Origin of the sequence: Thalassospira xiamenensis M-5 = DSM 17429, from assembly GCF_000300235.2 — a bacterium.
GTDB classification, from domain to species: Bacteria; Pseudomonadota; Alphaproteobacteria; order Rhodospirillales; family Thalassospiraceae; genus Thalassospira; species Thalassospira xiamenensis.
Genome location: NZ_CP004388.1, coordinates 4,133,051 through 4,155,205 on the forward strand (window position 1 = coordinate 4,133,051; position 22,155 = coordinate 4,155,205).

Annotated in this window: 12 protein-coding genes; 4 read left to right on the top strand and 8 right to left on the bottom strand. The window is 56.1% G+C overall.

All coding sequences use genetic code 11. The features are described from left to right. Positions 1 to 102 precede the first annotated feature (102 nt). A complete protein-coding gene (locus TH3_RS19120) occupies positions 103 to 849 on the top strand; it encodes an ABC transporter ATP-binding protein (protein WP_110252387.1) in 747 nt (248 codons plus the stop codon). Next, positions 846 to 3,404: an ABC transporter permease gene (locus TH3_RS19125; protein ID WP_007088745.1), complete on the top strand. Its 2,559-nt coding sequence runs from the start codon at positions 846 to 848 to the stop codon at positions 3,402 to 3,404. The genes TH3_RS19120 and TH3_RS19125 overlap by 4 nt, the downstream gene beginning before the upstream one ends. Positions 3,405 to 3,481: 77 nt before the next feature. Here TH3_RS19125 and TH3_RS19130 read toward each other — a convergent pair whose 3' ends face one another. Both TH3_RS19130 and TH3_RS19135 read right to left on the bottom strand, forming a co-directional pair. Beyond that, positions 3,482 to 5,098: an acyl-CoA synthetase gene (locus TH3_RS19130; RefSeq protein WP_007088744.1), complete on the bottom strand. Its 1,617-nt coding sequence runs from the start codon at positions 5,096 to 5,098 to the stop codon at positions 3,482 to 3,484. Positions 5,099 to 5,234: 136 nt separating this feature from the next. Further along, on the bottom strand, positions 5,235 to 6,704 hold the full coding sequence (locus tag TH3_RS19135) for a hypothetical protein (RefSeq protein ID WP_139328067.1): 1,470 nt from the start codon (positions 6,702 to 6,704) through the stop codon (positions 5,235 to 5,237). Between the two features lie 315 nt (positions 6,705 to 7,019). On the opposite strand from TH3_RS19135, the gene TH3_RS19140 reads away from it, so the two are divergent. After that, positions 7,020 to 7,739, top strand: coding sequence for a Bax inhibitor-1/YccA family protein (locus TH3_RS19140; protein ID WP_007088742.1), 720 nt, complete (start codon positions 7,020 to 7,022; stop codon positions 7,737 to 7,739). A gap of 115 nt (positions 7,740 to 7,854) precedes the next feature. Here TH3_RS19140 and TH3_RS19145 read toward each other — a convergent pair whose 3' ends face one another. The 6 genes from TH3_RS19145 to TH3_RS19170 form a co-directional block, all read right to left on the bottom strand. Beyond that, entirely contained in the window at positions 7,855 to 9,432 is a 1,578-nt protein-coding gene (locus TH3_RS19145; protein ID WP_007088741.1) for a hypothetical protein, read from the bottom strand. A gap of 192 nt (positions 9,433 to 9,624) precedes the next feature. Beyond that, positions 9,625 to 10,566, bottom strand: coding sequence for a zinc metalloprotease HtpX (gene htpX, locus TH3_RS19150; protein WP_007088740.1), 942 nt, complete (start codon positions 10,564 to 10,566; stop codon positions 9,625 to 9,627). A gap of 164 nt (positions 10,567 to 10,730) precedes the next feature. Next, on the bottom strand, positions 10,731 to 13,910 hold the full coding sequence (locus tag TH3_RS19155; RefSeq protein WP_007088739.1) for an efflux RND transporter permease subunit: 3,180 nt from the start codon (positions 13,908 to 13,910) through the stop codon (positions 10,731 to 10,733). A gap of 38 nt (positions 13,911 to 13,948) precedes the next feature. After that, positions 13,949 to 14,956 carry an efflux RND transporter periplasmic adaptor subunit gene (locus TH3_RS19160; RefSeq protein ID WP_007088738.1) on the bottom strand — a complete coding sequence of 336 codons (1,008 nt, stop codon included), beginning with the start codon at positions 14,954 to 14,956 and terminating at the stop codon, positions 13,949 to 13,951. A gap of 287 nt (positions 14,957 to 15,243) precedes the next feature. Beyond that, entirely contained in the window at positions 15,244 to 15,897 is a 654-nt protein-coding gene (locus tag TH3_RS19165; RefSeq protein WP_037990756.1) for a TetR/AcrR family transcriptional regulator, read from the bottom strand. A 287-nt stretch (positions 15,898 to 16,184) separates the two neighbouring features. Continuing rightward, on the bottom strand, positions 16,185 to 21,020 hold the full coding sequence (locus TH3_RS19170; protein ID WP_007088736.1) for an NAD-glutamate dehydrogenase: 4,836 nt from the start codon (positions 21,018 to 21,020) through the stop codon (positions 16,185 to 16,187). Between the two features lie 371 nt (positions 21,021 to 21,391). Between TH3_RS19170 and fabI the strand changes: the two genes are divergently transcribed. Continuing rightward, positions 21,392 to 22,150, top strand: a complete 759-nt coding sequence (gene fabI, locus TH3_RS19175; RefSeq protein WP_007088735.1) for an enoyl-ACP reductase FabI — start codon at positions 21,392 to 21,394, stop codon at positions 22,148 to 22,150. The last annotated feature ends 5 nt before the right edge of the window (positions 22,151 to 22,155 follow it).

Genomic DNA, 22,155 nt, shown 5'->3' on the forward strand with positions numbered 1-22,155 from the left:
CGTCAAATCTGAAGTCAAATCTGAACTGGTGACACCAAATTCCGTACAATTATTTAACCCGTTTATTCGCCCCTGCAATGCCTTAGCCCGATTGGACCCGTAATGAGTGTTACCGAAACTGCCTCTATGCCGGAAAAAACAGCAAATACGACAGAGGCAGCGCGCCAGCGCACCGTCGATGTTTCCGGTCTTAAGCTGAGCCTGAAGGGACCGGCGGGGATTGTTGATATCCTCAAAGGGGTCGATATCCAGATTGATGCCGGCGAACGTGTCAGCCTTGTCGGGCCGTCGGGATCGGGCAAAACGTCACTTTTGATGGTGATTGCCGGGCTGGAACAGGCGCAGGCGGGCACGATCAATATCTGTGGCGAGGATTTGCGCAAGCTTGATGAAGATGGTCTGGCCCTTTATCGCCGCCATCATGTCGGCATCGTGTTTCAGGACTTCCACCTTGTGCCGACCATGACAGCCCTTGAGAACGTGGCCCTTCCGATGGAGTTCGCCGGACGCAAGGATGCGTTTGAACGGGCCGAGGCGGAGCTTAAGGCCGTCGGACTTGGTCATCGGATCGGGCATTATCCGGGCCAGTTGAGCGGCGGGGAACAGCAGCGCGTGGCACTCGCACGTGCGCTTGCGACCGACCCGGAACTGCTTCTGGCGGATGAGCCGACCGGCAATCTTGACGGGGCCACGGGCGAAACGATTATCGAATTGCTGTTTGATCTGGCGAAACGCAAGGGATCGACATTGCTTCTGATTACGCATGATCCGGGGCTGGCATCGCGGTGCGACCGGTCGATCATGCTGCGCGACGGGGAAATCGTTACGCAACAGGATGCCGACATATGAGCCGTATTTCCCAATCCCCCGACGGGGCGGAAAAGCTGTGGTCGATTGCGTGGCGGGTCTGCCGACGGGAACTGCGCGGCGGGTTTTCGGGCTTTCGCATTTTTCTGGCGTGCCTTGCGCTTGGCGTTGGTTCCATTGCCGCGGTCGGAAACGTTTCGGAATCCGTTTTAAATGCGCTGGAGCGCGATGGCCGGGCCCTTCTGGGCGGGGATGTCGAGCTTCGCCTTGTCCATATGCCCGCCAGCGAGGAACAGCAAAGCTGGCTTTCGGAGAATACCGAACGGATGGGCAGGCTTGCGACCATGCGCGCCACCGCCTATGGGCCGGAGCAGCGCAGGCTGGTCGAGCTTAAGGCGGTTGATGATGTCTATCCGCTGTTTGGCGAGATGGAACTTGCCGATGGTATTGCGTTTGACGGCGCGCTTGCCAAGAAGGACGGTGTCTGGGGCGGTGTTGCCGAGGCCGGGCTTCTGGAACGGCTGAAGATTACTGTCGGGGATACGGTTCGCCTTGGCGATATCAATATTCAGGTGCGCGGTGTGATCGCGACCGAGCCCGACAAGGCGGTCGGCTTTTTCAATTTCGGCCCGCGTTTGATGGTGTCGATGGATGCCCTTGCGGATACCGGGCTGGTGCAGCCCGGCAGCCTGATCAATTATTATTACGCTTTGGATTTGAATGATGCGGAAACGCCAAAGGTGTTTCGCGAACGGCTTGATGCGCAGTTTGAAGATGCCGGGTGGCGCGTGCGCGATGTATCGGATGCCAATCCGGGCCTGCGGCGGTTTATCGAACGGCTGACGCTGTTTCTGACACTGGTGGGGCTTTCGGCATTGCTGGTTGGCGGGATTGGCGTTGCCAATGCGGTGCGCAGCCATATCGAAAGCAAAACATCCGTCATTGCGACGCTTAAATCCATCGGGGCATCGCATGGCTTGGTGCTTCGGATTTACTTCCTGCAAATCCTGATGCTGTCGCTTGTCGGGATCGGTATCGGGCTTCTGATCGGGGCGGTAACACCGGCGATCATTGCACCACTTCTGGCCGGGCGTTTGCCGATTGATGTGACATTGGGCCCGGCATTGCCGTCGCTTCTGATTGCGACCGCGTTTGGTGTTCTGACCACGCTGGTCTTTGCCATGCCGTCGCTTTTACGTGCGCGTGAAATTCCGGCAGCCCGGCTTTTCCGGGCCAGTGCGGGATTGATGAATGGCAGTGCGTTAAGTAAGCGTGACCTGCCTTATGTTGGTGTACCGCTTATCCTGTTGCTGTTGCTTACAGTATTCACCGCGACGGATCGCGAGATCGCGATTGGCTTTATCGCCGGATCGGTTCTGGCGATTGCGGTTTTTGCCGCGGCGGGCAAGGCAATTGTATCGCTTTCAAAACGGATGACCGGCGGGCGCAATGCCTTTAGCCGACTGGCGCTGGCAAACCTGCATCGGCCGGGTGCCAGCACGGTGCCGATTGCGCTGTCGCTTGGGCTTGGTCTGACGCTGCTGGTGACGATTTCGGGGATCGAGGGCAACCTTGATCACGAGATATCGGAAAATCTGCCGGACTCGGCCCCGGCCTTCTTCTTCCTTGATATCCGACCTGATCAGATGGATCAGTTCAAAACGCAACTTCTTGAAAAAGATAACGTTTCGGATATCGAACAAACACCGATGCTGCGTGGCCGGGTGGTTGCGATTGACGGGGTGGATGCCAATGATGTTGGTCCGGGGGATGATCGCTGGTTCCTGCGCGGGGACCGTGGCCTGACCTTTGCGGCAAGCCCGCCGCCCGAAACCCAGATCGTGCGCGGGGAATGGTGGCCGGCTGATTATGACGACGGGGCCAAGCCGCTTGTTTCCATCTCGCGCGATATTGGCGAGGCATTCGCATTGGAGCCGGGCGATACATTGACCGTCAATGTGCTGGGCCGCGACATTACTGCCGAGATTGCCAACTGGCGCGAAATCGAATGGCAGAGCCTTCGGATGAATTTCGCGATGGTGTTTTCGCCGGGCCTGATCGACAAGGCGCCCTATAGCCTGATCGCGACCGCACACATGCCGCGCGAGATGGAAGAACCGGTTGATCGCATGATCGGCATGGATTTCCCCAATGTGTCGGCCATCCGGGTGCGCGAGGCGCTTGAGGCCGCCAATGCCATTCTGGCCGGGATCGGCACCGCGCTTAACGCGACCAGTTCGATTGCGATTGTCGCCGGGGTTCTGGTCCTTGCAGGCGCGGTTGCCGCCGGGCGGCGCAAACGGATTTATGATGCGGTTGTCCTTAAGACTCTTGGGGCGACACGCGGCAATATCCTTTATGCCTATGCGCTGGAATACGGGATACTTGGCCTTGCCACCGGGGTGATTGCTGCCCTGTTTGGCAGTCTTGCGGCCTGGTCGGTTCTGGTGCTGATCATGGAAGCGAGCTGGACGTTCCTGCCGATGACGATCTTTGGCCCGATTGCGATTGGTCTGGCGGCGACCCTGTCGGCGGGCTTCATCGGGACATGGCAGGCATTGCGCAGCCCGGCGGCACCGCTTTTGCGTAACGAATAGCGCGCCGTACATAACAACGAAAAGGGCCGGTCCATCACAGACCGGCCCTTTTCATTTCGATTGGGTATCGTCGGAAATCATGCCAGATCACGAAGCGCACGACGGACGACCTTGCCGGTTGTGGTCATCGGCAATTGTTCCATGAAGGCGATTTCACGCGGATATTCGTGGGCCGCCAGCCGGGTTTTGACGAAATCACGGATATCGGCTTCAAGTTCCGGGCTTTGCGCGATCCCGTCGGCCAGCACGACGAAGGCCTTGACGATCTGGCCGCGTTGGTCGTCGGGTTTGCCGATCACACCGGCCATGCGCACGGCGGGATGGCCGATCAGGCAATCCTCGATCTCGCCCGGGCCGATGCGATACCCCGCCGAACTGATCAGATCATCATCGCGGCCGACAAAACGGATATAGCCATCTTCGTCAAGCTGCCCCATATCGCCGGTCAGAAGCCATTCTCCGATGAATTTTTCGCGGGTGGCTTCGGGGTTGCGCCAATATTCCAGAAACATCACCGGATCAGGCGACCGAACCGCAATCCGGCCCATTTCACCGGCAGGCAGGACATTCCCGGCCATATCGATCACCGCGACCTCGTGCCCCGGCACCGCACGGCCCATCACGCCGGGTTTGGGGGCCATGATCGACTGACAGGAACTGACCACCATGTTGCATTCGGTCTGACCATAAAACTCGTTGATGGTGACGCCAAACACGCGACGTCCCCAATCAAGAAGTTCCGAACCCAATGTTTCCCCACCGCTTGCGATGGAGCGAATATTACACTTGAACTTTGCCGCCACATCATCGCCAGCGGCGCGCATCATCTTGAGCGCGGTTGGCGGCAGGAAGGTATTGCGCACGCCATATTCGGCAATCAGGCCAAAGGCGGCCTCGGCACTGAATTTTTCAAAGCGGTGGGCCACGACCGGCTTGCCGTGATGCCAGGCCGGCAGCAGGACGTCAAGCAACCCGCCAATCCATGCCCAGTCCGCCGGGGTCCACATGACATCGCCGTCCTGCGGAAAGAAGTCATGCGACATTTCCACACCGGGCAGATGCCCCAAAAGCACGCGATGGGCATGCAGCGCGCCCTTTGGCTGGCCGGTGGTGCCCGATGTGTAAATGATCAGGGCCGGTTCATCGGCACGCGTCTTGACCGGCTCGAATTCATCGCTGGCCTCGGCCGAGAGTGCCTTGAAATCAAAACAGCCATCGGGCGCACCATCAATCACATAGACATATTCAAGCGCCGGAAGAAGATCGCGGATTTCAGCAATTTTGCGCGCCCCTTCCTGATCGGTCACCAGTGCCTTGGCGGCACAGTTGCCAAGCCGGTATTCAAGGGCCTCGACCCCGAACAGGTTGAAAAGCGGCACGGCAATGCCACCCATTTTATAGGTGGCGATATGGGCCACGGCGGTTTCGGGGCTTTGCGGCAACAGAATACCGACCCTATCGCCACGACGGATGCCATGGCGGCGCATGACATTGGCGAAACGGTTCGACAGGCGTTTGAGCTGCGCAAAGCTGTAATCGCGGCGCGATCCATCGCGCCTGCGATACATCAGGGCAAGACGATCAGGGTCGTCTGCCCATTTGTCGCAAACATCGACACCAATATTGAAATGAGTAGGCACGTTCCAGACAAAATCCGAACGCACCGACGCGTAATCCGCACGAACCGGTAGCATGTTTCCTCCCTGTATCCGCCACGTCTTTTTGATTTTTTGATTTCACGACGTTTTGGTCGGCACATGCTAGTCGATGCATCGGCAAATATGAACCATTTTGTCGTGATCAGACCGGCACCACATGACGCAGTACCCGCTAGCGGCCCGGATCGAGCAGGAAGGTAAAATTGGACGGTTGCCCGGCATCGGTAAACGCGGTGGAATGACAGCCAAGGCAGGTGCCATCCATTTGATGCTGGATAAAGCTTTCAAGGGCGACGTTACTTAAGAATCGGGGAACTTCGCCCACCCCGAACGGGGCCCCGCCGCCATTTCCGATCCATTGGGTGCCGACCAGAAAATAGTTTTTCCAGACACTGTCACCCAGTTTCCGCTGCCAGACGAAATTCGCCTCTGCCGTTCCGGAAAAAAGCCGCCAGCAACGGACGATATCGGGCGCAGTGACGCGATTGCCATCCGGATCACGGGCATAGGGTGGCTCGTCAGCCCAGCGTAAATCGGATTGTACGATCTGATTGGCAAGATGGTCGGCACGGTCGACACCGTCATAAAAAACGTAATCACGATCGGTTTTGTCCGGGCCCAGACAACCGTCGGGGAACAGGTCATTGGCGATGATGCTGTTGGGGCGGCGTGCATTTGATGCCAGTGGTGCGTTATCGACATGTTCGAATGTCGACCATATCCAGCGATCCCCATTGCCGCTTTTGACACGCTGAACGATGTGCAAACCGACCATCCCGACCGTCACATCCAGACATTTTGCCCTGCCATCAACGGCATCCTTTGGCGCAACAGCAATCCGGGCCGGTTTTGTATAATAGCGTTCCTGATCGGTGGGATCGGTCATGATGCGCCAGGCAAACTTGATCATTTGCGCGCCGGGCTTGAAAGACGTCTTGTCGCTGGCCAGCAGATTTGCATTTTCGAGTGGCGAGGTTCCCGCCCCCGCAGACAGCTTTAGAATCGGGAAGCCGACAGACTGGCCACTTTGGGCAAAGGCCATGCGACCGGCGGCACTATCAAGGCCATTCCAACGGATATAATCAGCGGCAATATCATTCACGCGTGTTTCGTACAGAACGAAGTTTCCCGCCTGATCAATCAGCACGTCACCAGACGCCTGCACGAAGGCCGATAGCAACAAAGCCCCGTCGGGCAGATCATTGCGACATTGATCATCGGGTGCCGACGCCCCGGCAAACAATGAATATTTGTCACGATAGGTTTCCCACCATGCGTACCCGGCATCGGGGTGCCGGTACCCGGCATCAATCGGATTCCCGTCACCATCGTAAGGCCAGACCAGCGAAACCATTGCCTGCCATGAGAAACGGTCAAACGGCCGCTGTGCTTCGTAGGCAACGAAGCGATAAATGAAATTGGCGTCAAATTCGGGCACATCAACCGGTTCGGCAGCACAGAGGCCACCGACACCCGCCGTCGCACAAAATTCATCTTCGGGATAAACCGCATCAAATACCGGCACCTCGTTTGCGTTTTTGGAGGCAACGAAATTCGGATTCTGTGCCGATGCGACAGAAACGGCGAAAAGCGACAGGACAAAACCGAGCAACGACGCACGCCCGACCCGCGAGATGAACAAGAATATGTTCGATCCACAGGTTTCCAATATGCCGTTGTTATCGAAAACTTTTTTTCCCATCGACGCCCCAAACCGCCACCTGAACCGGGGCGAAACCGCGCGTAACAGTACCGATCCTTTGAAAGGATACGAAATTATAGGCCGAAATGGTCAGAAAATCGCGTTTCGAGACGAAGTGAACAAGATCACAATATTGTCAGTTCCGGGGATACCACAATTAGCCAAACCGTTGCTTTTCACGGAAATGCTGCCATATTTTCAGCATTGCAGAGTTCTATGAACATTCTGCCCGTTATGGATCAAAGAGGGATTTCAATGGCTTTTGAAACGCGTCAACGCGGCTATGACGTCTCGGTTGGCCGGTCGGCGGCCGAGATTGATGAAGGTCTCCGCGCCTATATGCTGCGTGTCTACAACTATATGGCATCTGCACTTGCCCTGACCGGTATCGTCGCGATGGCTGTGTCGACCAGCCCTACCCTGATGCAGGCGATTTTCGGAACCGGTTTGCACTGGATCGTGATGCTGGCTCCGATCGGGCTTGTCCTGTTCCTGAGCTTCCGCATCCATAAAATGAGCTTTGGTGCGGCACAGGCAACCTTCTGGGTTTATGCAGCACTGATGGGTCTGTCGCTGTCGTCGATCTTCCTCGTTTACACGGGTGAAAGCATCGCACGGACCTTCTTCATCACCGCAGGCACCTTCGCCGCGATGAGCCTTTACGGCTATACGACGAAGAAAGACCTTTCGGGTTGGGGAAGCTTCCTGTTCATGGGTCTGATCGGGATCATCCTGGCCAGTGTCGTGAACATCTTCCTGGGCAGCTCGATGCTTCAGTTCGTGATCTCGGGTGCGGGCGTTCTGATCTTTACCGGTCTGACCGCCTATGACACCCAGCGGATCAAGGAAAGCTACCATGAGCACGATGATCAGGCGACCGCAGGCAAGAAAGCCATCTTTGGCGCCCTGCAGCTGTATCTGGACTTCGTGAACCTGTTCGTAATGCTGCTTCAGTTCTTCGGTAATCGCGAATAGAACTGATCCCCGGCATTCGCAGTCGGAAACCCCCGCATCCGAAAGGCTGCGGGGTTTTCTTTTGTCTGATTGAAAGCGTGTTGTGTTTAATCTGCACCATTTTGCCGGAAATCCCTTACGAAGCCTTGGCTTCTCCTGCGCCGCCGGTCGCATCGATTACTGCCTGGCGTTGCGAAAGCTGATGCATCATGTTTTCGGCACGGGTGAAACTGCCCGAGGCAGCGCGCGCCGCCCCGCGTGCAGCAGCCTCGTCGAAAGCGTCGTAAGCCTGAGAGAAATTCATCCGTGCATGCGAAATTGTCTTAAGGTCTTTTTCGGCGGCACCAAGGGAAAACTGCACACTGCCAAGCGCGAACATAGCCCGTCCCCAAAGATAGGGATGATCGCGTCTTGAACAGACTTTGAGAGCGGCCTGAAAGACCGGGATAACCTGTTCGGCAACGACACCGACGCTGCCAATCGTGGACTGGGCGACAACAGACTCCGCCAGACCATAGGCAATCTGGGCATATAAAACGGTGTGGGCCTTGGCATTCACAAGTCCCAGCGCCCGACGATAATGGCCACTGGCCGTTTCGGCCATTTCGATATCGTCAATTTCCTTGGCATGGATCATCGTGGCTTCGCCAAGTTTGCCAATGGCAATCGCGCGCGAAACCGGCGTGCCCGCCATCAATTCAAAACGGCGTTCCAGAAGCTTCCAGACGCCGATGGCTGTTGCGCCTGAACGCGCGTTCATATTGCTTACCATCGACCAGTTCAAAAGCGTGCCATACAACGCCATGATCGCCGACCGTTCCGGATCAATCAGTGACAGATCCGCAACCCCGCGCAACATGTCTTCGGTTTTGCTGATGGTTTCAACGGTTTCCTGCTGAACGACCCGTTCATTCAGAAGACCGGTCGGCTTTTTGATCGTTTTGCTGTCTTTTGGCGTTTCCGTGACCAGGGTCAGGAATTGACGGACAATCGGTTCAATTGCCCGGATCGCGCTGAGGCAATAGCTGCGTTCACCCGTTTCAGCCAGCATAACCGCACCAAAAGCATAGGCGGTTGTCACGCCCTGCCCGACATCGGCAAAGTTTTCGCCGTTATTGATCCGTTCCTGAAGGTCATCAAGGTGAGACGCAAGGCGTGCCACCTGCAACGCACGCAGATCACGGCCACGTGCACGCGCCAGCAATTCACATGTCAGAAGGATATGAAGGGCCGCTGCCGTATCTTTATGCTGTGGCTGACGAAAGGTGTGAACCAATGGCAGCAGCAATTCATAAAGCGGTGAAACCAGCATGTCGTTGCTGAAATGAACTTCCAGCAATCCGTTCACCGGATTGGTCTGCCCCCAGAATACCGCCGTAGCATCCTGACGCCGGGCAAGGTTCAATACACCAGCATGGGCTTCGCGCACCGCCTGAAAGGCATCGGCAATATCGGTACTGATTGTGAAATGCCGTCCCAACGACAGTGGCGCAGTATCGGGGATATCCGATAGGGTGCGTTTCACCCAGTCACCAACCTGATCGGGCAATGGCGTTCCGGATGGATCTTCGGGGACAAAGTGGGCAACGGCATACAGACATGGCTCAACACGTTCGTCCGGTCCATCGACCGACGCAGAACCGTTTTCAACCGTTTCCCCGGCTGTAAAGATGGACTTGAAAACAAGCCCGACCATCGACCAGAAGCCCGCCATTTATCCCCTTCTCAAACATCCGTCGCCATCCGTCCGTGGCCGGAGGTTGACTTAGACGATTATGATATAATCTCGTGCAGCGGCGGCGGCGTCAATCATACGCCATCGCATTTCGCACCATACCGAAGGATAAAACCGGCAAGGTTTGTATAGGTCGGGGTCGGGAAAACCCCAAAATTCTAGTAACTTAGATTAATTCCAGGGGCGACGACGCACCCGGCGATCCTTTGCCGCCCCGGACCACGGACCGGATTTTGCCGGTGCGGCAGCTCCCGATTGTGGCGCGCCCGCCATTTCACGCAGCTTGGCAATCCGGTTTGACATGCTCGGATGGGTTGAGAACAGATTGTCCACACCTTTGCCCGAAAGCGGGTTGGCAATATACATATGCGCGGTCGCCGGGTTGCGTTCGGCATCCATGTTCGGAATGGCATGAACGCCCTTGTCCAGTTTGTTAAGGGCGGAGGCCAGCCACATCGGATGGCGGCAGATTTCAGCCCCGATCTTGTCGGCTTCGTATTCGCGGGTACGCGAGATGGCCATTTGCACCAGCATCGCACCCAGCGGTGCCAGAATGGCAACAAGGATCATCCCCACCCCGCCGAGCGGATTGTTGTTGTCATTGCGACCCCCGCCAAACATGCCGGCAAACATGGCAAAGTTGGCCAAGGCGGAAATCGCCCCGGCGATGGTGGCGGTGATCGTCATGGTCAGGGTATCGCGGTTTTTGATATGGGCCAGTTCATGAGCCATCACACCGGCAATTTCATTGCGATCAAGCAACTTCATCAGGCCGCTGGTTGCGGCGACGGCTGCGTTTTCGGGATTACGTCCGGTGGCAAAGGCATTGGGCTGGGGATTATCGATCACATAGACCTTGGGCATCGGCAGCCCGGCATTGTGGGCCAGTTCGCGCACCATCGATACCAGTTCGGGTGCGGTGCGGTCATCCACCTGTTTTGCGCCACGCATGCGCAAAAGCATGGAATCCGCATTCCAATAGGCAAACACATTCATCGCCGCAGCAAACAGCAATGCGATGATCATGCCCTGTTGCCCGCCAATCATCATGCCGACTGCGCCAAACAGCGCGGTCAAGCCAGCCAGCAACAAACCTGTACGCACATAATTCATGGTCGACACTTCCTTTGACGAATACTCCGCGCAGAAGATAGGGAGAAGTTGCGCCAAGGCAAGCGTGACCGAAACCAGATGAGATCAATTTCACAGAAGAAAGAAACAGCCGGACCACGGGGTCGGGGGAACTTTATGGTCCGGCTGTTGTGCAACGGTTTTCGTTACTCCGCGGGCTGCTGCGCGTCAGCCCCATCAAGTGAACGAACCTCGTTGCCACGGCCGATCTTGCGCACCAGCACGTAGAATACCGGTGTCAGGATCAGGCCGAAGATGGTCACACCCAGCATGCCCGAAAACACGGCGATACCGATGGCATGGCGCATTTCCGAACCAGCGCCACTTGAAATCACCAGCGGCACAACGCCCATGATGAAGGCAAGCGACGTCATCAGGATCGGGCGCAGGCGCAGGCGGCTGGCTTCGATGGCCGCCTGAACGGTTGTCCGGCCCTGATGTTCAAGTTCACGGGCGAATTCGACAATCAGGATGGCGTTCTTTGATGCCAGTCCGGCCAGAACGAACAGACTGATCTGGGTGAAGATGTTGTTATCCCCACCGAACAGATAGACACCAAAGGCCGCCGAAAGCGTACTCATCGGGACGATCAGGATGACCGCCAGCGGCAAGGTCAGGCTTTCGTACTGGGCGGCCAGAACAAGGAAGACCAGCAGAATACAGATCGGGAAGATGAAGATTGCCGTGTTACCCGCGAGGATCTGCTGATAGGTCAAATCCGTCCATTCATAGGACATGCCCGGCGGCAGGGTTTCATCAAGGATCTTGATAATCGCGGCCTCCGCCTCGCCACTGGAGTAACCCGGTGCGGCGTTGCCATTCAGATCAGCCGAACGGAAGGCGTTGTAACGCATGGCGGTATCCGGGCCGAATGTTTCGGATACGGAAAGAACACTGCCAAGCGGCACCATATCGCCATCCGCGTTGCGCGTTTGCAGACGCAGGATGTCTTCGGGGCTTGAGCGATAGGGTTTGTCGGCCTGTGCGATCACCTGATAGGTGCGACCGAACTGGTTGAAGTCGTTGACATACATCGAGCCCAGATAAATCTGCATGGTCCGGAAGATTTCATCGACCGGAATGCCGAGCTGCTGGACCTTTGTGCGGTCAAGATTGGCCTGCAATTGCGGGACATTGATATTGTAGCTTGAGAACACACCGGTTAGTTCGGGTGCGGCCCATGCCTTGGCCAATACCTGTTTCATGGCATCGTCAAGCGCACGATAACCCTGATCGGTGCGGTCCTGTACCTGCAATTTGAAGCCACCGACCGTGCCAAGCCCCTGAACCGGGGGCGGCGGGAAGATGGCGACAAAGGCCTCGTCAAGGGCGGCATATTTCTGTTGCAGTTTACCGGCAATTGCCAGCCCCGACAGGTCATCGGATTTGCGTTTGTCAAAGTCGGTCAAGGCGACAAAGACAATCCCGGCACTTGAACTGTTTACAAAGCCGTTGATCGACAGGCCCGGGAAGGCCACGGCACTTTCGACACCAGGTTCGGCCAATGCGATGTCAGACATTTCGCGAATGACTTCTTCGGTACGGTCCAGTGTCGCGCCCTGTGGCAATTGTGCGAAACTGACCAGATATTGTTTGTCCTGCAACGGAATGAAGCCGGATGGCAAAATCTGGAAACCCTGCCAGGTCAGAACCAGCAATCCGGCATAGACCGCCATCATGATGGTTTTCATCCCCAGCAACCGTTTGACACCCCCGCCATAGAGTTCCGTACTGCGATTGAAGAACCGGTTGAACCAGCGGAAGAACCAGCCAAAGACAAAGTCCATGGCACGGGTCAGCCAGTCCTTTGGCGCATCATGCGGTTTTAGCAGAAGTGCCGACAGGGCAGGGCTGAGCGTCAGGGAGTTGATGGTTGAAATGATCGTTGCGATGGCGATTGTCAGGGCGAACTGTTGATAGAACTGCCCGGTCAGGCCACTGATGAAGGCAATCGGCACGAACACACCGGTGATCACAAGCGAGGTTGCGATGATCGGGCCGGTGACTTCGCGCATCGCAGCAACGGTTGCATCGCGCGGCGAAAGACCACGTTCGATGTTACGTTCGACGTTTTCGACCACCACGATGGCATCATCGACCACGATCCCGATGGCGAGAATAAGACCGAACAACGACAGCACGTTGATCGAGAATCCAAGCAACAGCATCAGGGCAAAAGTCCCGACAATCGACACCGGCACGGCCAGCAGCGGAATGATCGAGGCACGCCATGTTTGCAGGAAGATCGTCACCACCACAACAACGAGGGCGACGGCTTCGAGCAGGGTTTTGATCACCGATTTGATCGAGCTTCGAACAAAGACGGTCGGATCGTAAACGATGCTGTATTCAAGGCCTTCGGGGAAATTCTGCTTAAGCTCTGCCATGGTTGCGCGAACGTTGCTTGAAATCTCAAGCGCGTTGGAACCGGGCGAGGCAAAGATCGGCAGGGCAACCGCGGATTTGTTATCAAGCAGGGACCGCAGCGCATATTGCTGTGCCTCCAGCTCGACGCGGGCGACATCGCCAAGACGGGTTACGGTGCCGTCTTCGTCGCGATTGACGATGATTTCGGCAAATTCATCGGGTGTTTCGAGACGCCCGTGGACATTGATCGGCAACTGGAACTGCACACCGGTATCATAGGGCGCGCCGCCAATCGTACCCGCCGCGACCTGCACGTTCTGGCTTTGAATGGCTGATACGACATCGCCCGCCGTCAGGCCGCGTTCGGCGACCTTGTCCGGGTTAAGCCAGATGCGCATGGCGTAATCACCCGACCCGAACAATCCGACCTGCCCGACGCCCTTGATGCGGGCCAGCTGATCCTTGACATTCAGGGTCGCGTAGTTGCGCAGATACAGCATGTCATAGCGGTCATTTGGCGAGAGCAGATGCACCACCATCGTCAGATCCGGGGATTGTTTTGACACCGTCACGCCAAGCTGACGGACGATATCGGGCAGGCGCGGTTCGGCCTGCGAGACCCGGTTCTGGACCTTTTGTTGTGCCAGATCGGGGTCGGTCCCGATTTCAAAGGTCACGGTCAGGCTGAGACGGCCATCGGTCGTCGCCAGCGAATTGATATATAGCATCCCTTCGACCCCGTTGATCTGTTCTTCAAGCGGGGAGGCGACGGTTTGGGCAATTTCGGCCGGGTTTGCACCGGGGAATTGCGCTTCGACCACAACGGTCGGTGGCACGACTTCCGGATATTCGGAAATCGGCAAATTCAGCATGGCAATCAAACCTGATAACAATATCAGGACGGATAGAACGCCAGCGAAAATCGGGCGATCCACAAAGAATCTGGATATATTCTGCATAACAGTCAGCCTAGCTTTTGCGCGCAGTCAAGCATCCGTCAGGATGCCGAGGCCTGCAGAATTTCAGGAGCAACAGGCATGCCGGGCCGGACTTTCATGATCCCGTTCACAATCACCATGTCACCGGGTTCAAGCCCGGAGGTCACGATACGACGCCCGTCAACTTCGGCCCCCAGCGTTACCTGACGATAGGCAACCGTATTGTCCGACTGGACCACGTAAACGAATTTGCGGTCCTGATCGGTGCTGATGGCGTCGGGTGCAATCAGGATGACATCCTGTTCGGCCGAGGTGCCGAGTTGCAGGCTGGCGAAACTGCCGGGCAGAAGTGCGCCGTCGCTGTTGTCAAACAGGGCGCGGGTCCGGATGGTCCCCGTACGGGTATCGATCCGGTTATCGAAACTGTGGATAAATCCGTCAATTGTCTTGCCACCGGCGATGGTCATGCGGACCGGGATTTTCTGATCCGCGCCGCTGACTTTATTGGCGTCATAGATGCTGGCGAAATAGGTTTGTTCATCCAGATCGAAATCGGCATAGATTTTTCCGGTCGAGACAATGGTGGTCAGAACCGGGGCGTTCGGCCCGGCATTGACCTGATTGCCGACGGTCAGTTCGACCCGGCTGACACGGCCATCAATCGGTGCCTTGACGAAGGCATGGTCAAATTCGATTTCGGCAAGTTCAAGCTGGGCAAGCGCACGGTTAACCTGACTTTGCGCAACCTGCTCGGCGCTGACGCGTTCATCAAAGACACGTTTGGAAACGGTGCCATTGGCCACCAGTTTTTCAGCGCGTGCCTTTTCCTTGGCGGCAAGCGACAGGGTTTGGCGGGCAGCCGCCAGTTCCGCCTTGGCTTCGTCAACGGCGGCCTTGTATGTGCGGGGATCGATCACGGCGAGAATATCGCCCTGCTTGACGATCTGACCATCTTCGAAGCGGATATCGACAATGGCACCACTGACCTGCGGGCGAAGCTGGACTTCCTCGACCGCACTCAGCCGGCCGGAGAAATTGTTCCACAGCCTGACGGACTGGCTGTGCACGTCCTGGACAGTGACGGGGGTGATTTGCGGTGCAGCCTGTGCGACGGCTTCGTCGGCATCGGCGGTGCCTAGCCTATGGTGCTTAGCCCGTAACCACCGGCAGCAATCGCAGCGATTGCAGCTGTGGCGGACAGCAGCATTCTCAGTTTGGATCGTGATTGCATCTTTTCATTTCCCAATAGCGTGACCCGCGCATTCGCGGACAGAATAACGGGAAGATGCGTACCGATCGGTTTGTTAGCAAGGGGAAAATGAAAAAAATTTACATGCGTTCTAAATTTTATGAATTATCCGGCGACTGACAACGAGGCCTCCTCGGCCTTTACATCCCTGAATTCACAGCGTAAATCCAGCATCCGGCAGATGCCGACACGCAAATCAGACCGAACAGTATCCAAACTGTTAAAAACTTTGCCGTATGTCAGCAAGCCATGCACAAACTGGAAAACAAGACGCGCCAGCAGGGTCACATCGGCATCCCCGGAAAGCATGCCTTCGCCCTTAAGGCCGCGAATCATGGAGGCAAGATACTTGATCTGCTCCTCGGCAAGTTCGCGTGAACAGTCCTGAATTTCGATATCCTCGGGACCAACCTGGCCACCGGCAGTAAAGATCGGGCAAACACAAACCTCGGCATCCCCCGGAATAGCCTGCTTTTTCTGTTTGTTCATGATCAGATCGATATAGCTGTTCAACTGATCAAGTGGCGCAATTTCCGGGGAAAAGATCGCTCTGAGTTCGTCCTTTCCCTTATCCCAGTGATGGCGCGCCGATGCGGCGAACAGGGCGGCCTTGCTGTCAAAGTGATGATAAAACGCCCCCTTGGTAACCCCTGCATGCTTGCAGACATCACTGACACCAATATCGTGATAGCTGCTGGTCCATAGCAATTGTATGGCGGTCTCCAGCAATTTTGTCCGGGTCTCGGCAGCGTTCCTCATTTTCACACCATTTTTCTCTTTTTCTGTATTCAATATACGTACCGGTTGGTATTTTTCAAGGCATCCCCTGACTTCATTTGGTTTTCATCATATAAAAACGGCAGGAGAATGGCAGTAAATTAAATCGATTCAATTACTTCGCATTCGTTATCCGGTTCAAAAAATTTACCAACCCGACAGCATCCGGGTGCTCCTGACATTCCGGGGGATATTTCAGACCCCGGGCGAAGGCAAAAAAAGAGGGCACCGAAGCGCCCTCTTTTGCGAAAATGCCTTGCGTGTGCGGATCAGCCGCCGACCATGGCCCTGATCTGACGGTTGGCAACCGTGATCATCGACAGGTCGATCTGTCCTGCGGCACGCAATTCATCGATCAGCTGATCACACCGCGCACAACCGCGCTGATGATCATCGACCCATTTCCTGACCAGATCACCACCAACCGTGCCGTTCGTGCCAGAAGACAGCACCACACGCGTCAGTTCGCGCTGATGACCGAACAGATCATCAATCGCGGCGGCACGCGCCAGTTTCTGCCAATGGGTTTCGGCTTCGATGGACTCGGCTGCTGCACGCAGCAGGCCAAGCTGGAAGCGTGCCCCGATGGCAAAATAGGTTGCCCCGACATCGATGACGTCACGCCCGGTTGCCTCGGCAATGCGGACGATATCGCACACCGCGACCATCTGCTGCATTGCCGCCACACGGCGCGCCAGATCTTCGGGCACGCCCTGATCGATCAGGGATTGCGATTTCTGATCCAGGGTCGTGCGGAAAGCCGCATCGGCCGGGACGATATCGTCAAAGGCCTCGATCACCTTGGCGACTGCCGGACGGAACAGCTCTATCTTCGCCCCGACATTCAATTCCTCGCAATTGCGCAGGAACCACAGGGTCACATCTTCGACCATGCGGTTGATGTGGGAGAACATCGCGATCTGGACCTTGGCATCAACCTTGTTATCAAGGGCTTCGATACCCGCCCACAGTTTGCGCAGGCCAAACACCGCACGGGTAATCAGATAACCGCGCGAAACGTCCACCGCCGAAAGCCCGGTTGCCTCCATCATGTCATGGACAAAGGTGCCGCCAACGCGGTTGACCAGACTGTTGGTGCCGACGGTCGCGATGATTTCACGTTTCAGACGATGGCTGGAAATCGCCGCGCTGTATTTTTTACGGACAGCCGTCGGGAAATACCGCACCAGTTCTTCGACAAGGATCGGGTCATCGGGCAGATCGGATTTAAGCACCTCGTCATAGAGCCATAGCTTGGCATAAGGCATCAGAACCGAGATTTCCGGACGGGTAAGGCCCTGATGGGCGGCCGTGCGACGTGCCAGTTCCTCGTCATCGGGAAGATATTCGATTTCCCGGTTCAGACGACCTTCGCGTTCCAGCATCCGGATCAGGCGAACCTGCGCATCAAGCGCATCCCCGCCCCCGGCAAAGGCGTTCGAGATCGCCTGACTTTGCAGATAGTTGTCACGCAGCACCAGATCACCGACCTCGTCGGTCATTTCGACCAGCAGTTTGTTGCGCTGCTTTTCGGTCATGTCACCGGCGGCAACCACTTCGCCCACCAGGATCTTGATATTGACCTCGTGGTCCGAGCAGTTGACACCCGCGGCATTGTCAATGGCGTCAGTATTCAAACGCCCGCCAGCATGGGCATACTCGATACGGCCGCGCTGTGTGCAGCCAAGATTGGCACCCTCGCCAACGACCTTTGCCCGGATATCCTTGCCATTGATGCGGATGGCATCATTGGCACGATCCCCGGCATCGGCATTCGATTCCGCGGATGATTTGATATAGGTCCCGATCCCGCCGAACCACAGAAGTTCGACATCGGCTTTCAGGATGGCCTTCATCATGTCGGCCGGCGTTACCTTGCCGGAGCCAAGATCAAGCAGCTTGCGAACCTCGGCGGAGGGATCAAGCGTCTTGGCCTTGCGGTCAAAGATTGCACCGCCCTTTGACAGGACCTTGGTATCGTAATCGGCCCAGCTTGAGCGCGGCATATCAAACAGACGCTGGCGTTCGGCAAAGCTTTTCGCCAGATCCGGATTTGGATCGACGAAAATATGCATATGGTTGAAGGCGGCAACCAGTTTGATCTGTTCGGACAACAGCATGCCGTTGCCAAACACGTCACCGGACATATCGCCCACACCGGCAACGGTGAAGGGTTCTTTCTGGATGTCCTTGCCGATTTCGCGGAAATGACGTTTGACCGATTCCCACGCACCGCGCGCGGTGATGCCCATTTTCTTGTGATCATATCCCTGCGAGCCGCCCGATGCGAAGGCATCGTCAAGCCAGAAGCCATAATCACGGGCAACACCATTGGCGATATCCGAGAATGTCGCAGTACCCTTGTCGGCCGCAACGACCAGATAAGGATCGTCATCATCAAGGCGGCGTACACGTTCCGGCGGGATGATATCGCCACCGACAATATTGTCGGTGATATCAAGCATGCCTGACATCAGCGTTTTATAACACGCAATGCCTTCTTCAAGGAACGCTTCGCGCCCCCCATCGACCGGGGGCCGTTTAACGACAAAACCGCCCTTGGAGCCGACCGGCACGATAACCGCGTTCTTGACCATCTGGGCCTTTACCAGACCAAGAATTTCGGTCCGGAAATCTTCCTGACGGTCCGACCAGCGGATACCGCCACGCGCCACCGGACCACCGCGCAGATGGACGGCTTCGACACGCGGCGAATAGACGAAGATTTCGCGCCAAGGACGCGGAAGCGGCAGATCTTCGACCATGCCGGAATTGAATTTTACCGACAGATAGGGTTTCGGGTTGCCGTCCCTGCCATACTGGAAATAGTTGGTGCGAAGCGTTGATTGAACGAGATTGAGGAACGCGCGCAAGATGCGGTCCTCGTCCGGGTTCATCACATCTTCAAGGCGGGTGATAATGTCGCCTTCGATGGCCTCGGCTTCGGCGGCCAGCCCCGGATCACGATCCGGGTCAAAACGTGCGACAAACAGATCGACGATTGCAGCGGCGAGACTGGCGTTATTGGCCAGTGTTTTGGCCATGTAATCCTGCGAGAAGGCCGATCCCATCTGACGCATATATCGGGCATAGGTCCGCAGAATAACGACTTCGCGCCAATGCAACCCGCCCAGCAGAACAAGACGGTTAAAGGCGTCGTTTTCGACTTCGCCATGCCACATGCGAATGAAAAGTTCCTGGAACTTGTCACGCACATCATGCAGGTGGAATTCGCCGTCAACCAGCACCCCGAAATCGTGAATGCGGACATTCACATCGGTATCGCGTGGTTCGACCTTGAACGGGTTTTCGGTAATGACCTTAAGACCCATATTTTCAAGCATCGGCAAGACGTCAGAAAGCGGAACCGGTGCACCGGGGTTATAAATCTTGAAGCGCAGCTCGTTCTCGGCGGCTTCGATCGGGCGATACAGATTGACCCGCAAGTCCGATGATTTGATCACGTCCTCGATACGGTCGATATCAAGAGCCGCGGTATCGACACCGAACCGATCACGATAATCGCCGGTGAAGCTTTCGCCGTAACGACGATAAAGGGTCAAGCCGCGCTCTTCGCCCATTTCACGGACCAGCACCTGACGGAGCGTATCAGCCCAGTCGCGTGCGGTTTCAACAAGCTGGCGTTCGATGTCGGTAACATTGTATTCCGGCAACTCACCCGGCGTGGTTTTGACCAGAAGGTGCAACCGCGCAAGGGGGCTATCGCCGATCAATGTGTAATGTGCCGTCACCTTGCCATCAAAGGCGGCTTCGATCACCGACTGGAACTTCATGCGAAGTTTCGTCGAGAACCGGTCCCGCGGGCAGAAGACCTGACAGGAAACAAAGCGTTCAAAGGCATCACGGCGCACGAACAGGGCAATCCGCTGACGTTCCTGCAAATGCAGGATGCCCATGCAGATATGATACAGATCATCAAGTTCGATCTGGAAAAGCTCGTCGCGCGGGAAGGTTTCAAGGATATTGACCAGCGCCTTGGCATCGTGGCTGGCAGGCGGGAAGCCGGCACGCTTGATGGTTTCGGCAAGCTTCATGCGCAGAAGCGGAATGAGGCGCGGGCTGAGGTTATAGGCAACCGAGGTGAACAGACCGACAAAGAGATGCTGGCCCACAACCTTGCCTTCATCATCGAACTGCTTGACGACAATCGTGTCGAGATGCACCGAACGATGCACGGTTGACTGCTTGTTGGCCTTGGTCACCATCAGAAGACTTGGCTGGGCGACAAATGCCTGCACCTCGGTCGACAGATTGCCGATCTGGCGCAGCTCATCAAAGATATGCGTCCCTTCACGGCGCAGAATCCCAAGCTGGCTTTGCGGATTAACGTCCACTTTGGCCTTCTTGCCCGTACCGCTGAATTTATATTCACGATAGCCAAGGAAGGTGAAGTGATCGTTATGGACCCAGCCCAGGAAATCCTGGGCTTCCTTCTGATCTTCTGCGGAAATACCGGTTGGCGCGGTTCTGATGCCATCAAGAACTTCGGCGACTTTTGACAGCATCGCCTGCCAATCCTCGACCGACAGACTGACATCGGTAAGAACGTCTTCCAGACGATCACGGATTTTTCGCAGAACGGCCTCGTCGGTCTGCTCGTCAATTTCAAGATGCATCACGGATTCACGCGACGCATCCGAATTCTCGACCGCTTCGACCGACTGCAATTCACCACGATCATCACGCGCGATACGCATGATCGGATGGATGACCAGATGGACGGTCAGATCGAATTCGTTAAGCGCAGACGTTACGGAATCCACCAGAAACGGCATATCCGTATTGATCATCTCGATCACGGTGTGATCGGATTTCCAGCCATGCTCTTCAAGATCGGGGTTATAGACCCGGATCTTGGCGGCATTGGCCGATGGGCGCTTTTGCGCGAATTTATATAATGTCAGTGCCGCGCCATAAAGCGAGTCGACGGATCGACCTGCCATGTCGTCGGGCGGTACATCCTTGTAAAAAAGGCGAACGAATGCTTCTGCATCCTTCGCCATCTTACCGGTCAAGCGTTGCTGGATCTGTTCGACAACCTTGTCGATGACTTCCCGTTTCGGGTCGTCGCTTCGGGCTTTCATGTCCAATTTCCCTTTTTATCGGCTCTGTTTGCCAGAACCGAAGTGCCGACCTTTGCGGGCGGCACTACACACCTCGGATGTCACATGTATTTGGGAAGACAACCTGAAGTTCCCCACACCCGGAAATGACGGAAAACTGCAGCTTCCTTCCATGGCTACACATAGCGGATCATCTGCCTAAAAACTATGCTTCTGCACAAAAAAAAATCGTTCACTCAATAGGTTCCGATCAACGGAGCCCTGTATTCCAATTGGGGATTGTCACAGAATTTTACACTTTGCTGCATCGCAAAATCATTTAAGCTTTGTATCGCTTGCGAATCAGGAGTCCGCTTCGCATCCGCAAAACAACTCAAAGCAGGAGATGCCAGGTGCTGGCAGGAAAGAAGGGCCTTATCGTCGGAATTGCCAACGACAAATCGATTGCCTATGGCTGTGCACGAATTTTCAACCGGGAGGGTGCAGAGCTTGCGATCACCTATCTGAACGACAAGGCCGAAAAGCATGTCCGCCCCTTGGCAGAGGGACTAAACGCCGCGATCATCACCCCGCTTGATGTTCAGAACGAAGACCAGATGGATCGATTGTTTGCGGCAATTTCCGATCAATGGGGAAAACTGGATTTTGTCCTGCATTCCATCGCATTTGCGCCTGGTGATGACCTGCATGGGCGCGTGATCGACTGTTCACGCGACGGGTTTCTGACCGCGATGGATATTTCGTGCCATTCATTCCAGCGACTGGCAAAGCGTGCAGAGCCGTTGATGATCGACGGTGGCGCACTTTTGACCGTCACCTATATGGGGTCGGAGCGGGTTATTGATCATTATGGGGTGATGGGTCCGGTCAAGGCCGCGCTTGAAAGTGCAACCCGATACATGGCGGCCGAGCTTGGCCCGAAAAACATTCAGGTCCATGCGATTTCACCTGGCCCCCTTCTGACACGGGCGGCATCGGGCATTGCCGAGTTTGATCACCTTATGACCACCGCCCAAAGCCGGGCACCGGGACGCAGGCTGGTTACCATCGACGAGATCGGGGAACTGGCCGCTTTCCTTGCCAGCGACCGGTCACGCGGGATCACGGGCGACGTCATCCATATCGATGGTGGTTATAACATCATGGGCTAAAGCAA